The sequence below is a fragment of the Reichenbachiella versicolor genome, assembly GCF_003171675.1.
GTDB classification, from domain to species: domain Bacteria; phylum Bacteroidota; class Bacteroidia; order Cytophagales; family Cyclobacteriaceae; genus Reichenbachiella; species Reichenbachiella versicolor.
This window is the reverse complement of the sequence record NZ_QFZQ01000002.1, coordinates 845,393-863,186: the sequence shown is the minus strand read 5'-3', so window position 1 is coordinate 863,186 and position 17,794 is coordinate 845,393. Positions and strand designations below refer to the sequence as shown.

15 protein-coding genes are annotated in these 17,794 nt (G+C 37.6%); 9 read left to right on the top strand and 6 right to left on the bottom strand.

Going from position 1 to position 17,794, the window contains the following annotated elements:
- The first annotated feature begins 44 nt into the window (after positions 1 to 44).
- Complete coding sequence (locus DKG80_RS08185; protein ID WP_109830823.1) at positions 45 to 917, top strand: formyltransferase family protein; 873 nt, start codon at positions 45 to 47, stop codon at positions 915 to 917.
- 41 nt (positions 918 to 958) lie between these two features.
- On the opposite strand, the gene DKG80_RS08180 is transcribed toward DKG80_RS08185, so the two are convergent.
- Positions 959 to 3,307 carry a T9SS type A sorting domain-containing protein gene (locus tag DKG80_RS08180; RefSeq protein WP_109830822.1) on the bottom strand — a complete coding sequence of 783 codons (2,349 nt, stop codon included), beginning with the start codon at positions 3,305 to 3,307 and terminating at the stop codon, positions 959 to 961.
- A 364-nt stretch (positions 3,308 to 3,671) separates the two neighbouring features.
- Between DKG80_RS08180 and DKG80_RS08175 the strand changes: the two genes are divergently transcribed.
- Positions 3,672 to 5,222, top strand: coding sequence for a sulfatase family protein (locus DKG80_RS08175; protein WP_109830821.1), 1,551 nt, complete (start codon positions 3,672 to 3,674; stop codon positions 5,220 to 5,222).
- A gap of 193 nt (positions 5,223 to 5,415) precedes the next feature.
- Here the strand turns inward: DKG80_RS08175 and DKG80_RS08170 are convergent, their stop codons facing one another.
- A complete protein-coding gene (locus tag DKG80_RS08170) occupies positions 5,416 to 6,069 on the bottom strand; it encodes a hypothetical protein (RefSeq protein WP_109830820.1) in 654 nt (217 codons plus the stop codon).
- Positions 6,053 to 6,538, bottom strand: coding sequence for an RNA polymerase sigma factor (locus DKG80_RS08165; RefSeq protein ID WP_109830819.1), 486 nt, complete (start codon positions 6,536 to 6,538; stop codon positions 6,053 to 6,055). The genes DKG80_RS08170 and DKG80_RS08165 overlap by 17 nt, the downstream gene beginning before the upstream one ends.
- A gap of 349 nt (positions 6,539 to 6,887) precedes the next feature.
- Between DKG80_RS08165 and DKG80_RS08160 the strand changes: the two genes are divergently transcribed.
- Entirely contained in the window at positions 6,888 to 8,327 is a 1,440-nt protein-coding gene (locus tag DKG80_RS08160) for a sulfatase-like hydrolase/transferase (protein WP_185140164.1), read from the top strand.
- A gap of 330 nt (positions 8,328 to 8,657) precedes the next feature.
- Complete coding sequence (locus DKG80_RS08155) at positions 8,658 to 9,470, top strand: hypothetical protein (protein ID WP_109830817.1); 813 nt, start codon at positions 8,658 to 8,660, stop codon at positions 9,468 to 9,470.
- A gap of 77 nt (positions 9,471 to 9,547) precedes the next feature.
- On the opposite strand, the gene DKG80_RS08150 is transcribed toward DKG80_RS08155, so the two are convergent.
- Positions 9,548 to 10,717, bottom strand: coding sequence for a LamG domain-containing protein (locus DKG80_RS08150; protein WP_221409073.1), 1,170 nt, complete (start codon positions 10,715 to 10,717; stop codon positions 9,548 to 9,550).
- Between the two features lie 50 nt (positions 10,718 to 10,767).
- Complete coding sequence (locus DKG80_RS08145) at positions 10,768 to 11,820, bottom strand: LamG domain-containing protein (protein WP_109830815.1); 1,053 nt, start codon at positions 11,818 to 11,820, stop codon at positions 10,768 to 10,770.
- A 410-nt stretch (positions 11,821 to 12,230) separates the two neighbouring features.
- On the opposite strand from DKG80_RS08145, the gene DKG80_RS08140 reads away from it, so the two are divergent.
- Together DKG80_RS08140 and DKG80_RS08135 are read left to right on the top strand one after the other, a co-directional pair.
- Entirely contained in the window at positions 12,231 to 13,505 is a 1,275-nt protein-coding gene (locus DKG80_RS08140; RefSeq protein WP_221409072.1) for a family 16 glycosylhydrolase, read from the top strand.
- A gap of 11 nt (positions 13,506 to 13,516) precedes the next feature.
- A complete protein-coding gene (locus DKG80_RS08135) occupies positions 13,517 to 14,833 on the top strand; it encodes a glycoside hydrolase family 117 protein (RefSeq protein WP_109830863.1) in 1,317 nt (438 codons plus the stop codon).
- A gap of 125 nt (positions 14,834 to 14,958) precedes the next feature.
- On the opposite strand, the gene DKG80_RS08130 is transcribed toward DKG80_RS08135, so the two are convergent.
- On the bottom strand, positions 14,959 to 15,159 hold the full coding sequence (locus tag DKG80_RS08130; protein ID WP_109830813.1) for a hypothetical protein: 201 nt from the start codon (positions 15,157 to 15,159) through the stop codon (positions 14,959 to 14,961).
- 177 nt (positions 15,160 to 15,336) lie between these two features.
- Between DKG80_RS08130 and DKG80_RS08125 the strand changes: the two genes are divergently transcribed.
- Genes DKG80_RS08125 through DKG80_RS08115 form a run of 3 tightly spaced genes read left to right on the top strand, consistent with a single transcriptional unit; the run spans position 15,337 to position 17,663 of the window.
- Positions 15,337 to 15,906 (top strand): RNA polymerase sigma factor, encoded by a 570-nt coding sequence (locus DKG80_RS08125; RefSeq protein WP_245906975.1) that lies wholly within the window; start codon positions 15,337 to 15,339, stop codon positions 15,904 to 15,906.
- Complete coding sequence (locus tag DKG80_RS08120; protein ID WP_109830812.1) at positions 15,896 to 16,615, top strand: hypothetical protein; 720 nt, start codon at positions 15,896 to 15,898, stop codon at positions 16,613 to 16,615. Before DKG80_RS08125 ends, DKG80_RS08120 begins: the two co-directional genes overlap by 11 nt.
- A gap of 1 nt (position 16,616) precedes the next feature.
- Positions 16,617 to 17,663 (top strand): hypothetical protein, encoded by a 1,047-nt coding sequence (locus DKG80_RS08115; RefSeq protein WP_109830811.1) that lies wholly within the window; start codon positions 16,617 to 16,619, stop codon positions 17,661 to 17,663.
- Positions 17,664 to 17,794: the final 131 nt, after the last annotated feature.

The window sequence follows — 17,794 nt, the reverse complement described above, 5'->3', positions numbered from 1 at the left end:
TAATTAGTCGGTTGGAGTTTTGGGTTAGAAAAATAAAAGATAGAATGAAAATAGCATTATTTCTCAATAAAGATATCGAAGCGAACATCGCTTATAATTTGCTCAAGGGAGAACTGTTGAATCATGAGGTGAAAGTATACTACTCTGATGCTGTAGGTAGTTCCCAAAATAAGCCTTTTGATTTGAGGAGGCTTGAGCTTTTTGAAAAGGGTTTCTTTTATAATGAACTCATTGGGTTTATTAATGAAAATCAAATTCAAACCGATTTTGAGTTCTTCGATGCTAGTTTCCAATCTTTTCCTATTGAAAAAAGTACCGGTGTGAATTCGAAAGAATTCATTGATACGATGAAGGAGTTTGAACCTGATCTATTCATTTCTATTCGATTTGGTAAGATTTTTAAAGACGATATCATTCAAATACCTAAGCATGGATTGATCAATTTGCATTCGGCCGTATTACCAGACTATAGAGGAATTATGGGGACTTTGCATGCTATCAAAGAGGGTAATAGAAGTATCGGATGTACTCTTCATACGATTCCTAATAGTGGTATTGATACAGGAGAGATTATAGAAATAGCTAGGTGTGATGTGGATCGTAGTCAGTCTCTTTTTGGAAATATCGTGCAGCTCTATCCATTAGGTGTACAGCTAATCATCGATACTATACAGAAGCTGGAGCAACGTGTCAGTATCAAAACTAAGCCTCAGTACCTAGCAGAAGGAAGTTATTTCTCTGTTCCAGCGCAAAGAGACTTTGATGAGCTGGGAACTAAAGGAATGGCCGTGATTACTGAAAGGGATTATTTCGATGTGATCATAGAGTATATTTTGCAAGACTTGTCAGATCTACAGAAAGATCTCTTGTCAAATTGTATCAGTGATTATCAAATAGAAAAAATACAAGAGGGGTAGTGCCCATCTTGTATTCGTAGTGAAATGAAATAGAGAGAGGGTCAATTTTTGACCACTCTAGTTCTTTGTTGCCATGTATCTCCTGATACCTCCAGCAGGTAAATGCCATTTGGCAAATCCCCGATATGAATAGATCTATCTGGCGTGAAAGACCTCATTACTTTCCCCGTAAGGTCAAGTAGCTGGATTGATACAGTCTTGTTACGAGCCTCTTCGCTCATATCCAGATATAGGACATTCGAAGCAGGATTTGGAAATACTTTTATCAGTTTATTTTGCATTTTCTCAGGTAAGGAAGTTACTTCCTCTTCTACGATAGTAATGGAAGCAGATTTTACAGTACAGTCGTCAGATGATACCTCCACATAATATTCTCCCTTGCCGAGTATTCGTTGCTCTGAAGTATTGCTATTGACTATAGCTTTTCCTTGGTAGTACCATTGAAAAGTTGCTTCATTAGAAGACACTTCTACAGCCAAAGTGGTTTTATCTTTCTGGAAAATTGAGGTTACGTCAAAAGGTAATCCTTGACCTGCTATCGATACATCAGCCGATTTTGAATGACCTAAAGAGTTTTTAACATAGATGTTATATTGGCCTATGCCTAGCCCATTAAATATATTAGATGAACTGTAATTCTCTCCGTCAATACTGTATTTGAGATTGTCATCTGAGGATGCAATGATTTCTAAAGATCCAGATTCTTCGCAGGTTACCCCTTTGGTAGATATTTCATCTATTTCAAAATAATAAGGAGCGGCAATAATTTCATAGTTGTCAATGTATAGAACGTTACCCTGTCCAGGAGCTTTAGTTGTTTTTAGTGCTATAAAAGCAATATCCACATCATCTGGGATAGTCATCTTAATACGCTTTGATTTCCAATCGGCTGGTTCAGGCATGAATCGTTCGCTCACAGACTCCCTTGTCTGCATTTCGTCCATAGACACTTCCCATACTGGAACTATATCTCCACAAGGTTCTCGATATACAAGTGCAAATTGATCTTCTGAACCGAATTTGCCATATTTAGCATAAGCATAGTCAAACGATACATAAAAGGTTTTTTGCTCAGAAGCATCCATTGCACCAAGGATGATATAGTCTGTGTCTTTCTTGAAATAGTACTCAAAGAAGTCCATCGTTAGACAACCTTCTCCTGTATGAGCAACTTGAGCTGTTCGTTGGAAAGTACTCCCTCCCGAGTCAATGACTTTTTCAGTAAGTTCAGCCTCTTCAAACCCTCCCGTTTTTATATTCTCACTTGTTCTAAAATTAGTACCTACATTGATATACTCCGCTTTTTGAATGATGTCTTGTTCTCCTTTTGCAGTGGTGATAGTGAGAGATACTTTAAAACTCCCTTTATTAGGATAGTTGACAATTGGACTGATTTCAGTAGAGGTACTAGGGACACCTCCTTCAAAACTCCATTCATAACTAACAGCATTTACTGATAAGTTGGTAAAGCTGACATCTGAACCAGGGCACATTTCTGTATCGGAGGCTATGAATTGGGCTAGATATGTTTTCGAATAAAGATGGCTTTTATAAACAGAATATGCTTCTGAGATTCTAGTAGTTTGTTCATTACTGAAGTGATTTCTACAATTACCTCGACTATCAGACATGTAATTTTTCGTGTCAGGCTTATAGGCATCTCCATTAGCATCTTTAGCAGTGCCGGTATATTCACAAGTTCCTGCTGCTACGTTGCCTTTCAATCCTGGATCTGCAGGAGTATCACACATTTTATCACCAGCTACATCACAGTTGGATCCGTCTACCAATTCATCGTTGGAAACATTTAGCATCCCATGAGTATCAAACAGAGAGAAAAAGTGCCCCATTTCGTGAATCAGCGCTGTTCCATTTTTTACACATTCGTTGGCTAAGATGATCCTGTCAGTTCCACTTGTTGGGTAGTAAGCGTAGCCACACATCTTACCCTTTCCAAATGCAACAATTTCATCAACAAAGTAAATATTGATTACATTGGATTGTTCAGATCCTCTCACTAGGTCTAGTTCTTCATCATCTGAAAAATTGTAGAATCTATCATTGTTGATAAAGCTGGTAGGACCGAATAAGAAAAAAGAAAGCCCTGTGGCTGAGAAGGCATTATTTAATTCATCAATAGCTTCTACCAGTTCTAGTTCTGTAAGTCCTCCAGAGCCATCTGTTTTTCTGACGATGTTGGCTTTGATAGCTATGTGGATAGGTTCACTTGTTGTTCGTTTATTGACCGTAGTAAGTGATGTAAATGTTCTTAATTGTTTAAGCTCCTTTTTCGTAGGAGTCATACCAGAATTCAAGCCTTGTGAAAAGACTGTTCCAAGGTTGACTAAGATGAAGATTAAGAAGGTTGATACTGCTGATTTAGTAGCCATTCTATGAGATTATCTGTTGGGGCGAAAGTAGCCTATGATCCTTACAAAAAATTGTACTTTTCTTTCAAGGAGGTAAAAATTGTACACAGCATTATTATCGATGGAATGATGTCGAATACTGTAATTCAATGGGTTGAAATCTGATACTTAATTTTTCAAGGTGAACGAATGAATAACTTCTAAAATGGAGGGGAAACTGTATTCTTATCACCTGAGGACTGAACAAATTCTCCACATGACAAAAAACACCCTCAAACCAAAGAATCTACCTAGGTTCAAATACCAAAGTCTGAATTAGATTTGAAGTTCTGGATTGGTCTTCGATCTGGATATGACTATTGAAACATAAAAGAATACTTATAAGATGATAAGAAAATTTCACTACCTACTACTGGCACTGGCTGGTCTACTGATCGTGCAGAGTTGTGCTACCGAGAAGAAACAAGCCGCTGAGCCTACCAAACCTAATGTCGTTGTGATTTACATGGACGACCTAGGCTATGGAGATATGAGTGCATACGGTGCTACTGAACTTAGTACTCCGAATATGGATAGAATCGCCAATGAGGGGATTAGGTTTACGAATGGATACGCTACTTCTGCGACGTGTACTCCAAGTAGATATGGACTGTTGACTGGTGTGTATCCGTGGAGAAACAAGAGAGCTGCTATTTTACCAGGTTCTGCTCCGATGATTATTAAGACAGATCAGGAGACTCTTCCTAAAGTGATGCAGAGAGCTGGGTATCAGACCGCAGTGATAGGGAAATGGCACTTGGGACTTGGTGATGGAAATATGGACTGGAATGGTTCAGTTACTCCTGGGCCAAATCAAGTAGGGTTTGATCATTCTTACATCTTAGCTGCTACTCAAGACAGAGTGCCTACTGTATACATAGACAATGGTAAAGTAGATGGTCTTGATCCTAATGATCCTATCTCTGTGAGCTACAAGGAAAACTTTGAAGGAGAGCCGACGGGCAAGGATAATCCTGAATTGACCACTATGAAGTGGCATCATGGTCATAATAATAGTATAGTGAATGGTATTCCAAGAATTGGCTATATGAAAGGTGGTGAAGCTGCTAAGTGGACTGACACTGATATGGCAGACCACTTCCTAGGCAAAGTGAAAGATTATATCAAGTCCCACAAAGACAAGCCATTCTTTTTGTACTATGCTATGCAGCAGCCACACGTACCTCGTACTCCTCACCCTAGGTTCGTAGGTAAGTCTGGTATGGGGCCTAGAGGAGATGTGATTCTAGAGGCAGACTGGTGCATCGGTGAGTTCATGAAAACTCTGGAAGAGGAAGGTATCTTAGAAAACACTATGATAATCTTCTCAAGTGATAATGGTCCGGTGCTACAGGATGGCTACTATGATGATGCTGAGGAATTGGTTGGAAATCATAAACCTGCGGGAGCATTGAGAGGAGGAAAATATAGCCTGTTTGAAGCAGGATCTAGAGTGCCTTTCATGACTTATTGGAAAGGTACGATTGAGCCGGGTGTTTCAGATGCTTTAGTTTGCCAGATTGACCTTTTAGCTTCACTAGCCTCTATGAACAATGTCGAAGCCGTGCCGACTGATAGTAAGAATTTCTTGGATGTATTTCTTGGTAAGAGCCAAAAAGGCCGTGACTTCTTAGTAGAAGGAGAGGGTAGAGGTACTGCCTTGAGAGCAGGAGACTGGGTAATGATTCCACCATATAGAGGTGCTGCCGTAAGTAAGAATACAGGCATAGAATTGGGTAAGAACTTGGACTACCAATTGTACAATCTAAAAGAGGATATTGGTCAACAAAACAACTTAGCTGAAGCTAATCCAGAGAAACTTCAGGAGTTGATCGCGAAGTATGAGGAGATCAGAGGAGTCAAGACTAAAAAATTAGAGCCTAAAAAAAAGAAATAATAAGCTAATGTTAAATGACCCAATTTAAACTAGGAGTTGTTCATAAAGTGTCTTGGGCTAATTTTTATATGGAGAAGGAAACCAATGAAGTTTCTCTGACAAAACTGGCGAGCAACTAAACCAAAAGGGTCATTGCCTTGTGATTAGAAGAGGAGTATTCAGGTAGCGTATCAGAATACTCCTCTTTTCTGTTTTATACTGACTCTGGACTGGCCAATTCTTCCATTTCTTCCAAAGTGTTCTTCATTTGTTTGATAATGTCTCCATATAGGGATTTTACATCTAAGCGATAAATAGGTTCTGTGAAAATGATAATAAACGCTAGGATCAATGCTTCTGCTATCATTAGCCATCCTGGATAGCCATAGACCAACCACATATCAGGGAAATGGTACAGTAGTTTGTCCATTACCTTATCCGCTAAGGGCCATGTATAAAGTCCAATTACCATTAGCAAGAAAATACCCGGATATACAAAACGATAAATTTTTAGAATTTTGTTCATCATGTTTGTCAGCCAAGAATCGACTGATTTGAGGTAAGTATAGCTGTCTTGCCCTTTATCTATGGTGTAGAAGGTTTTTAGAATACGTTGAGTGAAGATGGCAAAGCCTGCAAACAAGGTTCCCATCCCTACACCCAGCGTATACATCTTCAAAACAAAGAATACAGGGGGAAATAAAAGGGCAAACCCTGCAAGAAGATATATGTTGAACTTAAACATTCGCTCTAGTCTGTCTATTACATCGATTGATTTTCGTGTATATAGATTACTGATTCGTGGAGCGATGAGAGAATTCGAGATTTGAAATCCCTCTTTCCAGATAGATTCAATTGATTTTTCCATGAAGTAATTTTTTTAAACGTGATTTAATTCGGTTGATCCGGACACCAATGTTGTTGGCATTAGTACCAGTGATGGCAGCTATTTCATCATAACATTTCTCTTCCAGATATAACAGAATCACCGCCTTATCCACTTGCGATAGTTTTCTGATAGCTACATAGAGTTGCTCCAAGTTTTGTTCTGTGTAGTTGTTGACTTCCTCACTAATATCTATAGGTACCTCATCAGATATAGCGGGAGTCTTTTTCTTCTTCTTGAGCAATGTCAGACACACATTAAGTGAAATTCGATACACCCAAGTAGACCACTCAGATTCCTGTTTGAAGCTTTCTCTACTTCGCCAGATTTGTAGGCACACTTCCTGATAATAATCTTCATAGTCAGATTGAGTGTCAGTGTAAGCTCTACAGATCTTGATAATAATCGCAGCATACGGTAAGATTGAAGTTTGATAAAAATCTGCTGTCATTTTTTATTATTTACCTGTTTAGTGGCTGCCATTTCAAATACTTACACCTTGTTGAGAAAAAATATTGAATCTTCAAATTAACCTTTATGAACCCAAAAGCTTAATTCATTTAGAAAGGTTAGTTAGAATCAAAAAAAGTTATGGTCAAGAGGGTACTTTTCGTCAGGGGTTTGATAAACAGGTTGTTGTGAGTGGTTTATTAGTGTTTATCAAGTTTTGGTAGAAAGTGTCATGTGCTGAATAAAAACTGAACACCTCTTTATCTAAATCATTTGTATCCATTAATAAGTGTTCATAGCGCCTAACTTGCATTAGCTGAATTATACTTTGAGGCATCAAACAAATTGATATGACTAGAAGAAACACATTCCTATTATGCTTATTGGGTTGGTTACTAATGGGTAACTTTTCGATTCAAGCCAATGTTCCACCTAAAAAGAAGATGAACATTATTCTCCTGTTTTCTGATGATGCAGGATATAGAGATTTTGGTTTTCAAGGAAGCAAAACTTTTAAAACGCCCAACCTTGATCAATTGGCCAAGGATGGAATGATATTCAAGCAAGCATACACGACAGCAGCCGTATGTGGTCCATCCAGAGCTGGGTTACTTTCAGGACAATATCAGCAGAGATTTGGATTTGAGGAGAATAACGTGACTGGTTATATGAGTTCTTCTTCGAAACTAATGGGAGAAGATATGGGACTGCCACTTCATATTAAGACTATAGCCGACTACTTGCCTAAGCAGTATAAGTCCATCATTCTAGGTAAATGGCATATGGGAAACGCAGACCGTTATCATCCGCTCAATAGAGGTTTTGACGAGTTTTATGGATTGAGAGGTGGAGCCAGAGGTTTTTGGCCTTTGTCACAAAAAGAAGCTTTTGATCATCCTGAAAAACGTTTGGAAAGAGGTTTTGGAAACTTTAAAGAACCGGAGAAATATCTAACAGACGATTTAGCCGAGAAGGCGTGTGATTTTATAGATCGCCACCAAAAGACCCCATTTTTTATGTATATGTCTTTCAATGCAGTACATACACCATTACATGCTACGAAAGAAGATTTAGCAACTGTAGATTCATGGAAGGTAGGATTGACGGGTAAAAGAAGAGTACTTGCTGCCATGACATTGGCTCTGGATAGAGGATGTGGGATGATACTTAATAAGCTAAAGGAGCTGGGGCTGGATGAAAATACATTGGTCGTATTTGCGAATGACAATGGAGGGCCTGACGGTCCTAAAACCTGTAATTATCCTCTGAGTGGCTGTAAATCTAATAATCTGGAGGGTGGTATAAGAGTACCGATGATCATGAAGTGGCCTAATGTAATTGAGCCAGGTTCTACCTATGAATACCCGGTCATCACTTTGGATTACCTTCCGACTTTTCTCAATGCAGCGGGAGGAGATGCTTCTAAGGTCAAAGGATTAGATGGAGTAGATTTGAAGCCATTTGTAACAGGGGCTAATAAAAAACGGCCTCACGAAATATTGTATTGGAAAAAGGAAAACCGTGGTATGGTTAGACAAGGTGATTATAAGTTGCTAAGATTTCCTGATCGTCCTGCAGAACTATATAATCTTGCCAAAGACCAAGAGGAGAAAAAGAATCTTGCATACAAGCAACCTGAAAAAGTCAGAGAGATGTTTAAAGTTCTCTGGGAATGGGAAGGACAGCTCGAACGTCCATTGTTTATGCTGAAGAGAGTCTATGAAGTCAATGCTATGAAACGCATGGATGAGAAGCGAGATCCTGTTCTTGATGAGATGGATCAGCCTTGACATAGATCAATCTTGAAACACAAAAAGGTCTCTTGTATTCAAAAACAGGAGACCTTTTTGTTTATTGACTTTTGATTTTTTATTCAATTATGAAGGAATATGTAAGTCATCGATTTAGGTATTATAATTCTTACTAGATGACGAATTGTTAGCGATTAGGAGGTTTTTTAACTTGATCAAAAAAGTAAAACGGGGAAAGCGTATATTTTATTATAACTTTCTATATCTATAATTATTTGGTTTCTGTAGTCAACGGTGGTTGAGGGCTTATTCAGTTCAATAAACTACTTATCAGTGTATCTAATTGGCACTTTCTGAGGGATTAAAAATATGAAGAAGATAATTGTCCTAGTTGTTTTGCTAAGCAGCCTCAATGTCGGATTGAGTAAAGGGTCTGATAAGAATCTGATCAAACTTCTCAAAGTCTCAGGAATGATAGGGCAGTTTGAACAGATTGGTAGTGTACTTGAATCTCAAATGGCTAGCAAGCGAAATCAGTTTGATTCTGAAGAAGAGTTTAACCAGTTCACTAACCTTATGGTCAAGACGTTCGATGAAACATTTCTCAAGGAAAGATATTTGGAAAAAATAACCTCTGACTTTGATAAGGATACAGCTAAGATTATGCTGAAATTATATCAATCTGAATTAATGAAAGAAGCAGTGGAAATGGAGTTGGCGGCAAATAATCCTAATAATGAGGCTGCTCAGATGGCTTATTTCCGAAGTTTACAGACCAATCCTCCAATGCCAGAGAGAGTAGAAATGCTTAACAATTTACATAAGGAAATAAGAACATCTGACCAAATTGAGACTATGTTTCAAACCTTGATAGGCTCTATGGTACGCAGTGTAAATGCCATGTCACCTGTAGATAATAGACTTTCTGAGGAGGAGATTAATACCGCAATGAGCTCGTATATGACTCCAGCTTTCTTTCAACAAATGTCAAGTACCCTAGTGATGATGTCTTTGTACACTTACCGAACCATGAGTACTGATAAACTCGTCAAATATGTAAGGGTTTGGCAAACGCCAGAAGGTCAGTACTTTGTTAATAAATCTTTTGAAGCTTTTAGCTATGCCTTTGAAGGTGTAGGAGAAAGACTTATTACTAATCTTAAAGAAATGAAGAAAATCTGATCTATGGTTTTTTTTCAATGAAACAATAAAGGCCAAGGATAGCTCAGCCTCTATTGCTTATTTGTGCTTTTGAAATACTATTCCGGCTTATCTTTTAGTTCCCAAGTTCTCACCCAGTCAACTTTCATTGTATTGATAGAGTTATTGCTTAGATCTGATTTTGGAGGAAGTCCTCCAAGCCACGTAGCTTCATTGGTCCATAGATCAAAAATTATCTCAAGTTCTCTAGTGAAAAATCTATCAGGGTGATATGTGCCATCATTATGCTCTCCGACTACTACACTTCCTGCAGGTTCACCATCTAGATAAAATTGAACGTTTCTAGAGTCTTTCCACCAAACACCATAAGTGTGGTATTCTTCATTCCAACCTACATTTTTGAGAGGGTTGACGTCTGATAAATTGGTTCTTAGGAAATTTCCTTTATTTCTAATCTCCTTTGGTGTTAGGTCATTATCAGCATGAAAATACTGAGAATTCATTTGTTGATGAAAATCTGGTTGGCAACCACAGGATGGTTTAGAGTTGTTTTCTATTATGTCGATTTCATCACGGTATATACCACCTCCGCCTTCACCTTTGTTCAACCAATAAGTATTATAAGCTGAAATATGTGCCGTTTTGATACTAGCCTCAGTGTACATAGGGTAACCAGTCTCCGCTTTAGAGTGAATTCTAGCAGATTGAAACCATCTTCCTTCAGGGTTACTTTCATTTAAAGTAGCCTTGATCCATAGGTTTCCATCAGTTACTCCCGAGTTACCAGCATCTTTGGTCATAAATACTGGCACACCATAGTTCCATTCAGACTTAAACCATTTAGTATCATCCCAAACATCAAATTCGTCTGACATAGTCTCTAATTTGACCCACTCTTTGTCTTCAGGGGTCGTGTTGATTAAAGAAACGAATGAAGGGAAATCAGGATCAATATTTTCAAACATCTCAGCAGTTAGTTCTCCAGTAGTTTCATCCTCGTCTGTATCACTACTTTCGCCCTCAGCCCCGTCTGACCCATCGGAGTTTCCCGAATCATCAGTTTCTTCAGACTCATCTGTATTTTCAGTATCTGAGTCATCGGTATTATCATCAACTGTCTCTGTTGATTCTTTTTCATTCTCATCTTGAGTTTCGCTAAGCTCATCCTTGGCATCGCAACCACCTATTGCCAAAAGCAAACAGAGTAAAAGTGTATACATTAATCTTTCTATTAGAAGCTTATTCGAAGCTAGTCGATTATTTATCATTACAATTTGATTTTAGTTGTTTTCTTTGGTTATTAAGTAGTTGGATTCGTTTAGTCTTCAGGTTTATCTTCAAGTGTCCATGTTCTTACCCAGTCGATTTGGAATGTGCTATTTTCAGTATTTGACAAATGTTCTTTTTGGGTGATTCCTCCAATCCACTTTTCATGGTATGTCCATAGATCAAATATGATTTCCTGATCTCTAGTGAAGACGCGTTCCTTGTAATACTTACCATCTCTGTGTTCCCCTACTGTTACACTGCCAGCTGGTTCACCGTCTAAGTAAAACTGTATGTGTTTTTCATCTTTCCACCACAAGCCGAAAGTGTGAAAACCTTCATGCCAACCAAGGTGTTTTTTAGGATTGACCTCACTTAGATTACTTCTTAGAAAATTGTCTTCATGACGAACAGTGGCAGGTATCTTATTTTCATCTGCCTGAAAATACTGTGAATTCATTCTATTGGGGAACTCTGGCTGGCATTCGCATGATGGTCTAGGGTTAATTTCAATTATATCTATTTCATCTCTGTTTTTGATATCACCATTATTGAGCCAGTAAGTACTGTATGCTGAGATGTAGGCAGCCTTTATGCTAGCCTCTGTATACATTGGGTACTTAATTTTGGTTTTGGAGTGAATTCTTGCTGTTTTGAACCATCTGTGTTCTTTTACCTCTTTGCCATCTACTTTTTTCGTTACAAAATTGTTTTCATCTAGAGTGGCTCTGATCCAAAGTTTACCATCGGTTACCCCTGAGTTTTCTGCATCAGTCGACATGAATACGGGCTCTCCATAGTTCCAAGTAGATTTCTTCCACTTATTTGAATCCCATGTTTTGAATTCGTCTGACATGGCATCGACTTTTACCCAATGTTTGTCTTTTGGAGTGGTATTATGAATGGATACAAATGACGGGAAGTCAGGATTAATACTCTCAAACATTTCTTTTGTCAAGACATGGTTAGGTTCTTTATCAAAGATTTTTTTCTCCTTAGTAATTGAATTCAGTACTACTTTTTCATTTCTACCAACATTGTTTGTTTTCTCTTTGGTGTATTTAATACTTATTATCAATAAGACAGAAAGTAAAAGTGTATGCATAGAAAGTTTACTTATTCGAAAAGTGGCTTGTATCTATCAACTACCTTTTCAAATTGTTTACTTGGCTATTATCTGAAGAGTGATTGCAAAAGAATATTTAATCATTGAATAATGCTATTTCTTAGGCTGTATTTTAACTAGACATAACATCGATATAACCTTGAAAAAACAGTATATGAATGATTTTGAACTCATACAAGTCGTATTTCTACTAGGATTGTGCTAGATGAATTATAGTAACATGTTTAAAAGATTTTTGGTTTGTTGAGTATTTGTTTAGCAGGTACACAGGAGTTATTTAGGTCATTCTTGCCAGTCACAAAAATCACCCTCATATATTTGATATTCTACTCAAATGCGTTCAGAGAAGATGATACTTCTTTGTAAAGAATATGACTAGTAGAATAAGTATGAATAAATATGCACTAATACTTTTGGCGCTTTTGAGTTTGGACTCTTTCCTTGCTCAGGCAGATGCACCTAAACCGCCATTGGGTAAAAGATGGGTTTTGAATCCGAACTTTTCTGATGAGTTTAATGGAACATCTCTCGATAGTACTAAATGGTATAATTACCATCCTACGTGGAAGGGTCGTGAGCCAGGGATATTTTTATCCTCTCAGGTTTCTGTAAAAGATGGTTTTCTTCAAATCAAAGCTGAAAAACTTAAGAAGGACACCATTATCAATAATCGAGTTTTCAATATCGCTGGTGGAGCTGTGGTATCGAAAAACAAGGCATATCTAGGGTATTATGAATCTAGAATTAAGGCATCTGAAACTACTATGTCTGCAACGTTTTGGTTCTCTTCCCATAGAGGAAATAAAGGTCCGGATGGATGTGATAGTTATGGTTTAGAGTGGGATATCCAAGAGTGTATAGGTCGATCAGGTGATTTTAAAGGAAAATTCTTTGCATACGGTATGCATTCGAATGCACACTTTTGGTACAAGGGCTGTGAGAAAAAATTGGAGGATCTAAGAGCTCCAGATGTGAGGTTTCAAGATACAGAACTAGCATCTGCTAATTTTCATGTATATGGAGGTTGGTGGCATGATGAAACTATGGCGAGTTATTATTACGATAATCAGGAGCCTAAATATCAGAAGTTTTATGACAAGATTAAGAGTAAACCTTTTGATCAACCAATGTATATGAGATTGGTATGTGAAACCTATCCTTTTCCTTGGATAGAGTTGCCTACAGACGAGGAATTGGCTGACGATAATAAGAATACAGTCTACTATGATTGGGTACGAGGATATAGACTAATAGATGTGGGAGAAGAAAACCCATACAATAAGGTACTAGAAAATAGCCTTAAGTTGTATAGAGAAAGCATCAGTTTTGAAGGTGCGAGTTTCGACTATGCAAAAGCTGAAAGTATTAAAATACCTTTGACCTATCAGGCCAATAAGGATCGTGAAATTCATTTGATACTAAAGAATAGTGAAGGTGTAAGAGTGGCAGATCAAGTTTTCACTGTATTGGCTGGATATGGTTATTTAGAAACAGACTTTAAAATTGCAGAGGTTCCGGCAGCTGAGGCTTATAATCTTGAAGGATATATTCGTCCGATTGGGAAAACCAGAAGGTATAGAATTGATCATAGTAATTTGAGACTTAATTTGTACCCAGCAAAGGAGCCAGAGACTAAATCAAAAAATAAGAAAAAGAAAAATTAACAATGATGAACATGAGACACTTGTTTTGGGCATCAGCAGTGATGCTGTCTATACTAGGAATGCAATGTAGCCCACCGGCTACGAATCAAAAAGCGGAAGCATCTTTGACTTCTGAATCAACAGTAAAAGGTTTTCCATTTTATATGAATAATGAAAGACCTGATATGCCATTAAGTGCAGCTTTAGAGCGAAACTATAGTTACGAAGGAACAAGACCAGAGACCAATGAACTGTACTCTCAGTTCAAGTACACCAAATTAGAGGGGTTTGATTACAATGGTGGAGATGGCACGATCTCTCGACGTGATCCGTCTAAAATCATCTTTGAAAATGGAAAATACTACGTCTATTACACTCATAGAGAGACACCAGTACCTCCAGTAGGTGTTAGAAATGCTCATTTGAGTACAGATGTGAATCCGTCAGCTGACTGGGATTTAGCAGATATATATTATGCAACTTCTGAGGATGGTTTTACTTGGAAAGAGCAAGGAGTAGCAGTTCCTCGTCCTCCAAAACCAGCTCCAGGATGGAGATCTGTCACGACTACGGATATTTTAAAGTTCAATGGTAAGTTCTACTTATACTACCAAGCTTTCTCAGAAGCGTCAGGAAAAAGTGGTGGGGATAATTGTCCTGTGGCAGTATCTTATGCCGATTCTCCAGATGGTCCTTGGACTGCTGCCAATAAAGTGGTAATTCCAAATGGAGGAGAAGGAGAATGGGATCAATATTCTATCCACGATCCATACCCAATGGTACATGATGGCAAGATCTACCTGTATTATAAGTCAGATTTTGGTGGTTCAGATTCTACTAATACCGTGAGAATGCATGGTTTGGCTATTGCAGATGATCCATTAGGTCCATTTGAAAAACATCCATTAAATCCTGTTATGAATTCAGGCCACGAAACTACTTTGTTCCCTTACAAAAAAGGTGTGGCTGCATTTGCTATTCGTGATGGAAATGAGATGAACACAATTCAATATGCTGAAGATTGGGTTAATTTCGAAATCGCTTCTTGTGTGCAAAATATTCCTGATGCTGCTGGTCCATATGTCCCAGATGCATTTACCAATACCACTGATGGTAGAGGTATTACTTGGGGTATTTCTCACTATACAGTCCCAGGTGGTAACTGGAAGAAAAACCATGCAGTACTTTTGAGGTTTGACTGTGATTTAAGCAGGGATCTTCATGATCCTCAAATGCAAAAGCATTACAAGAGACCATCTATCAATTATCTATATCAGCAGAAACTATCAGGTCAACAAATGGAAAGAATCAAAGCTCAAAATGAAGCTTTGAGAGCAAAGTCCGAATAGAGTTTCTAATTGAAGTGCCTTCTTTAAAAGAAAGAAGAAAAGACAAATAGGCCTTAAAAAACCTCGAAGGTTTTCTGAACGATCAGATAAACTTTCGAGGTTTCTTTTTTGATACAAATTTTTAATTAGTTGCTAGCAGCCTTGAAAGCCATATTATAGAGGTTCTTAACTGTTATTTTGTCCTGTTCCGTGGCACTACTAGCCATATACAGTTCATAATCACTTTTTATTCTAAGGTTATCAGCGATCAAGCTTACCATTTCATCGAGAATCAATTCTCTTTTTTCGTCTTCTGTTAGGATAGGAGTGGAGACATTGTTTTTCATGATGGTTTATTTTTTAGTCGAACATAAAAGTTAGAAATAATAATTTATTTAAGCTAGTAAGTGTCTGACTTTATGTGTTTTACATGTTTTGTTTGTCGTTTGTAGAAATATTTTTCATCTATGATGCAACGTATGGGGCATTAGCTGTATCTAACCCATAACTCAATAAAAAAATTAGTGATTATCAATAGAACCGAGAAGGAACTCATCAAATATTGCCTCAAGAAGGATAGGCAAGCTCAAAAGGCACTGTTTCAACAGATGTCACCCTTGATGCTGTCTGTATGCATGCGATACATTGGTGATAGGTCTTTGGCTGAAGAGGTGATGTTGGATGGTTTTATGACAGTGTTTCAAAAGCTAGATACTTACAAACAAGAAGGAAGTTTTGAAGGCTGGGTCAGGAAGATTATGGTCAACAAAAGCTTGACTTGGATAAGAAAGAATAAGTCTATGTATCTAGAAATGGATATAGAGGATGTAAAGGTAGGAATGCCACTAGAAACTATTGCAGATCAATTGGAGTCGGAAGACCTTTTAAAGTTGATTGCTTTACTGCCAGAAGGCTATAGATCGGTGTTCAATATGTATGCTATAGAAGGATATAACCATCAAGAGATAGCAGATCAACTTGGTATAAGTGTGATTACTTCACGAACTCAGTTAAGTAGAGCTAGGAAATTTTTGCAAAATAAGATGACTAATTGGAATGCTGTCGCACAAAAAAAGCAGGGAAATGGAAGCTAAGAAGTTTGATAACATATTTAGAAAGAAGCTAACCAATCATACTGTTACAGTTAGCGAGGAGGCTTGGAGTCAATTGGATCTAATGCTTGATGAGGGTCAGGTTAAAAAGAAAAATCCATATTACTGGTATTCTGCCGCTGCTATGTTGGTGTTGTTAGTTGTAGCAGGGGTTAGATATAGTACCGTCAATAGAGAGAAGTTTGAAGTAAGCTATGTGGTGCCTAGAGTTTTGAAACAGGAGATCGCAAAGCCATCATTAAACTTAAATATCCAAGAAGTAGACTTTGTTGTTAAAAAACAACAGTTAAACCCGTACTCAATTATTGCAAAATCTAATTCCACTACGCTATTAACTGAAAAGCAGGAAGAGGAAGATCAAATGATGGAAAAAATGCCTATTGAAGAGTCTACAAATGATATGGGTTTAATAGAAGAGTACATCGCTCAAGAAAACACTATAGAGGAACTAGAAGAAGAACAATTACTACCTATCAAGATTACTTATATCAAAGCAAATCAAAAAGAAACTGGTGATTTGGTTGCTAAATCTAAGACAGTACTGCCGAATGATGATATAGATAAGGTGATCAAGTTTACAAAAGAAAAGCCCGCAGAGGTATGGGCGTCAATCAAACATAAGGTCGGTCGGACAATAGGGTCGACTAAAGAATTAGGAATATTAAAAAACAGAAACTCAAATAATAATTAATATGAAGACTATTGCATTATCAATATTACTGTGTTTGCCAGTACTGGTATCGGCAAATAGATTAGTCAGTCAATCAGATATAGCTCGAGATACAATCTTATTAGAGTTTGGAGATAAAGGAAAGGTCATGTTGATAGCTGATGATCCCAAGGATTTCGAAACTATGGTTAAATACGATCTAAACAAGATGGTTTCGGAAATTAGCGAGAGTGTACAAGAAGAAGATTCTACTACTCAAGTGGTGAAAATTGAAGATGATGAAGGGCGTGAATACCTGAGAGATTCCACTGCGTCAGAGTATAAAGTAAGAGAAGACTCTAAAAAATGGTGGGAAAAACTTGAAGATCTCGATGATGAGGATGAAGAAGAGGAAAAAACTAATTGGAATATTAAAAAGTCTAGATCTACCATGGAGCTTGAATGGGGATTAGCCAATTGGCTCGAAGATGGAGACTTTCCGGATGCTTTTGACAGTAATTATTCTTTGCGAACTTGGGGATCTACCTACTTTGCAGTCAAAGCAAATACAAAAACGCAAGTAGCAGGACCGTTTGTGTTAGACTATGGAGTTGGGATGTCTTGGTATCAGTTCAAGCTTGAAAATAGCGAGTATCAGTTTATCAAAGGAGATGAGTCTATCGAACTGCTCGAGCGTACAGATATTAACCCTATTAAAAGTAAGTTAGGTATCACACATATCAATGCTTCATTTATACCAATGATTGATTTTAACTATGGAAAGGATAAACCAGGGAATAGAGGTTATGAGTTTTTAGATAGAGAAAAAAGAAAACACTTTCGTATAGGAGTAGGCGGGTATGTAGGGTACCGTATTGGTAGTAGATCGAAATTCATCTATCAGCTAGATGGAGACAAACAGAAGGATAAATCAAAAGGTAACTTCTATTTATCAAACTTGCGCTACGGCGTCAAAGCACTCATAGGAATTAGTTTTATAGATATGTTCGTTCAATATGACCTCAACAATGTATTCGTAAAGGATAGAGGTCCACAGTTACAAGCTGTCAGTTTTGGGATAGTGTTGTAGAGTTTATTGAGGTTCCATCATTTCAGTAAAGCCATAAGACTTCCTGAAATGATGGATTATTTTAAATCACAAGCTATTAAAGGGTATATCTCTTTAAATATCTAGTTAGGCTAAATACATTCATTTATCTA

What these genes read in the sequence shown, in the direction of transcription:
- DKG80_RS08185 (WP_109830823.1), top strand. Translation starts at nt 45, where the DNA reads ATGAAAATAGCATTATTTCTCAATAAAGATATCGAAGCGAACATCGCT.
- DKG80_RS08180 (WP_109830822.1), bottom strand. Translation starts at nt 3,307, where the DNA reads ATGGCTACTAAATCAGCAGTATCAACCTTCTTAATCTTCATCTTAGTC.
- DKG80_RS08175 (WP_109830821.1), top strand. Translation starts at nt 3,672, where the DNA reads ATGATAAGAAAATTTCACTACCTACTACTGGCACTGGCTGGTCTACTG.
- DKG80_RS08170 (WP_109830820.1), bottom strand. Translation starts at nt 6,069, where the DNA reads ATGGAAAAATCAATTGAATCTATCTGGAAAGAGGGATTTCAAATCTCG.
- DKG80_RS08165 (WP_109830819.1), bottom strand. Translation starts at nt 6,538, where the DNA reads ATGACAGCAGATTTTTATCAAACTTCAATCTTACCGTATGCTGCGATT.
- DKG80_RS08160 (WP_185140164.1), top strand. Translation starts at nt 6,888, where the DNA reads ATGACTAGAAGAAACACATTCCTATTATGCTTATTGGGTTGGTTACTA.
- DKG80_RS08155 (WP_109830817.1), top strand. Translation starts at nt 8,658, where the DNA reads ATGAAGAAGATAATTGTCCTAGTTGTTTTGCTAAGCAGCCTCAATGTC.
- DKG80_RS08150 (WP_221409073.1), bottom strand. Translation starts at nt 10,717, where the DNA reads ATGATAAATAATCGACTAGCTTCGAATAAGCTTCTAATAGAAAGATTA.
- DKG80_RS08145 (WP_109830815.1), bottom strand. Translation starts at nt 11,820, where the DNA reads ATGCATACACTTTTACTTTCTGTCTTATTGATAATAAGTATTAAATAC.
- DKG80_RS08140 (WP_221409072.1), top strand. Translation starts at nt 12,231, where the DNA reads ATGAATAAATATGCACTAATACTTTTGGCGCTTTTGAGTTTGGACTCT.
- DKG80_RS08135 (WP_109830863.1), top strand. Translation starts at nt 13,517, where the DNA reads ATGAGACACTTGTTTTGGGCATCAGCAGTGATGCTGTCTATACTAGGA.
- DKG80_RS08130 (WP_109830813.1), bottom strand. Translation starts at nt 15,159, where the DNA reads ATGAAAAACAATGTCTCCACTCCTATCCTAACAGAAGACGAAAAAAGA.
- DKG80_RS08120 (WP_109830812.1), top strand. Translation starts at nt 15,896, where the DNA reads ATGGAAGCTAAGAAGTTTGATAACATATTTAGAAAGAAGCTAACCAAT.
- DKG80_RS08115 (WP_109830811.1), top strand. Translation starts at nt 16,617, where the DNA reads ATGAAGACTATTGCATTATCAATATTACTGTGTTTGCCAGTACTGGTA.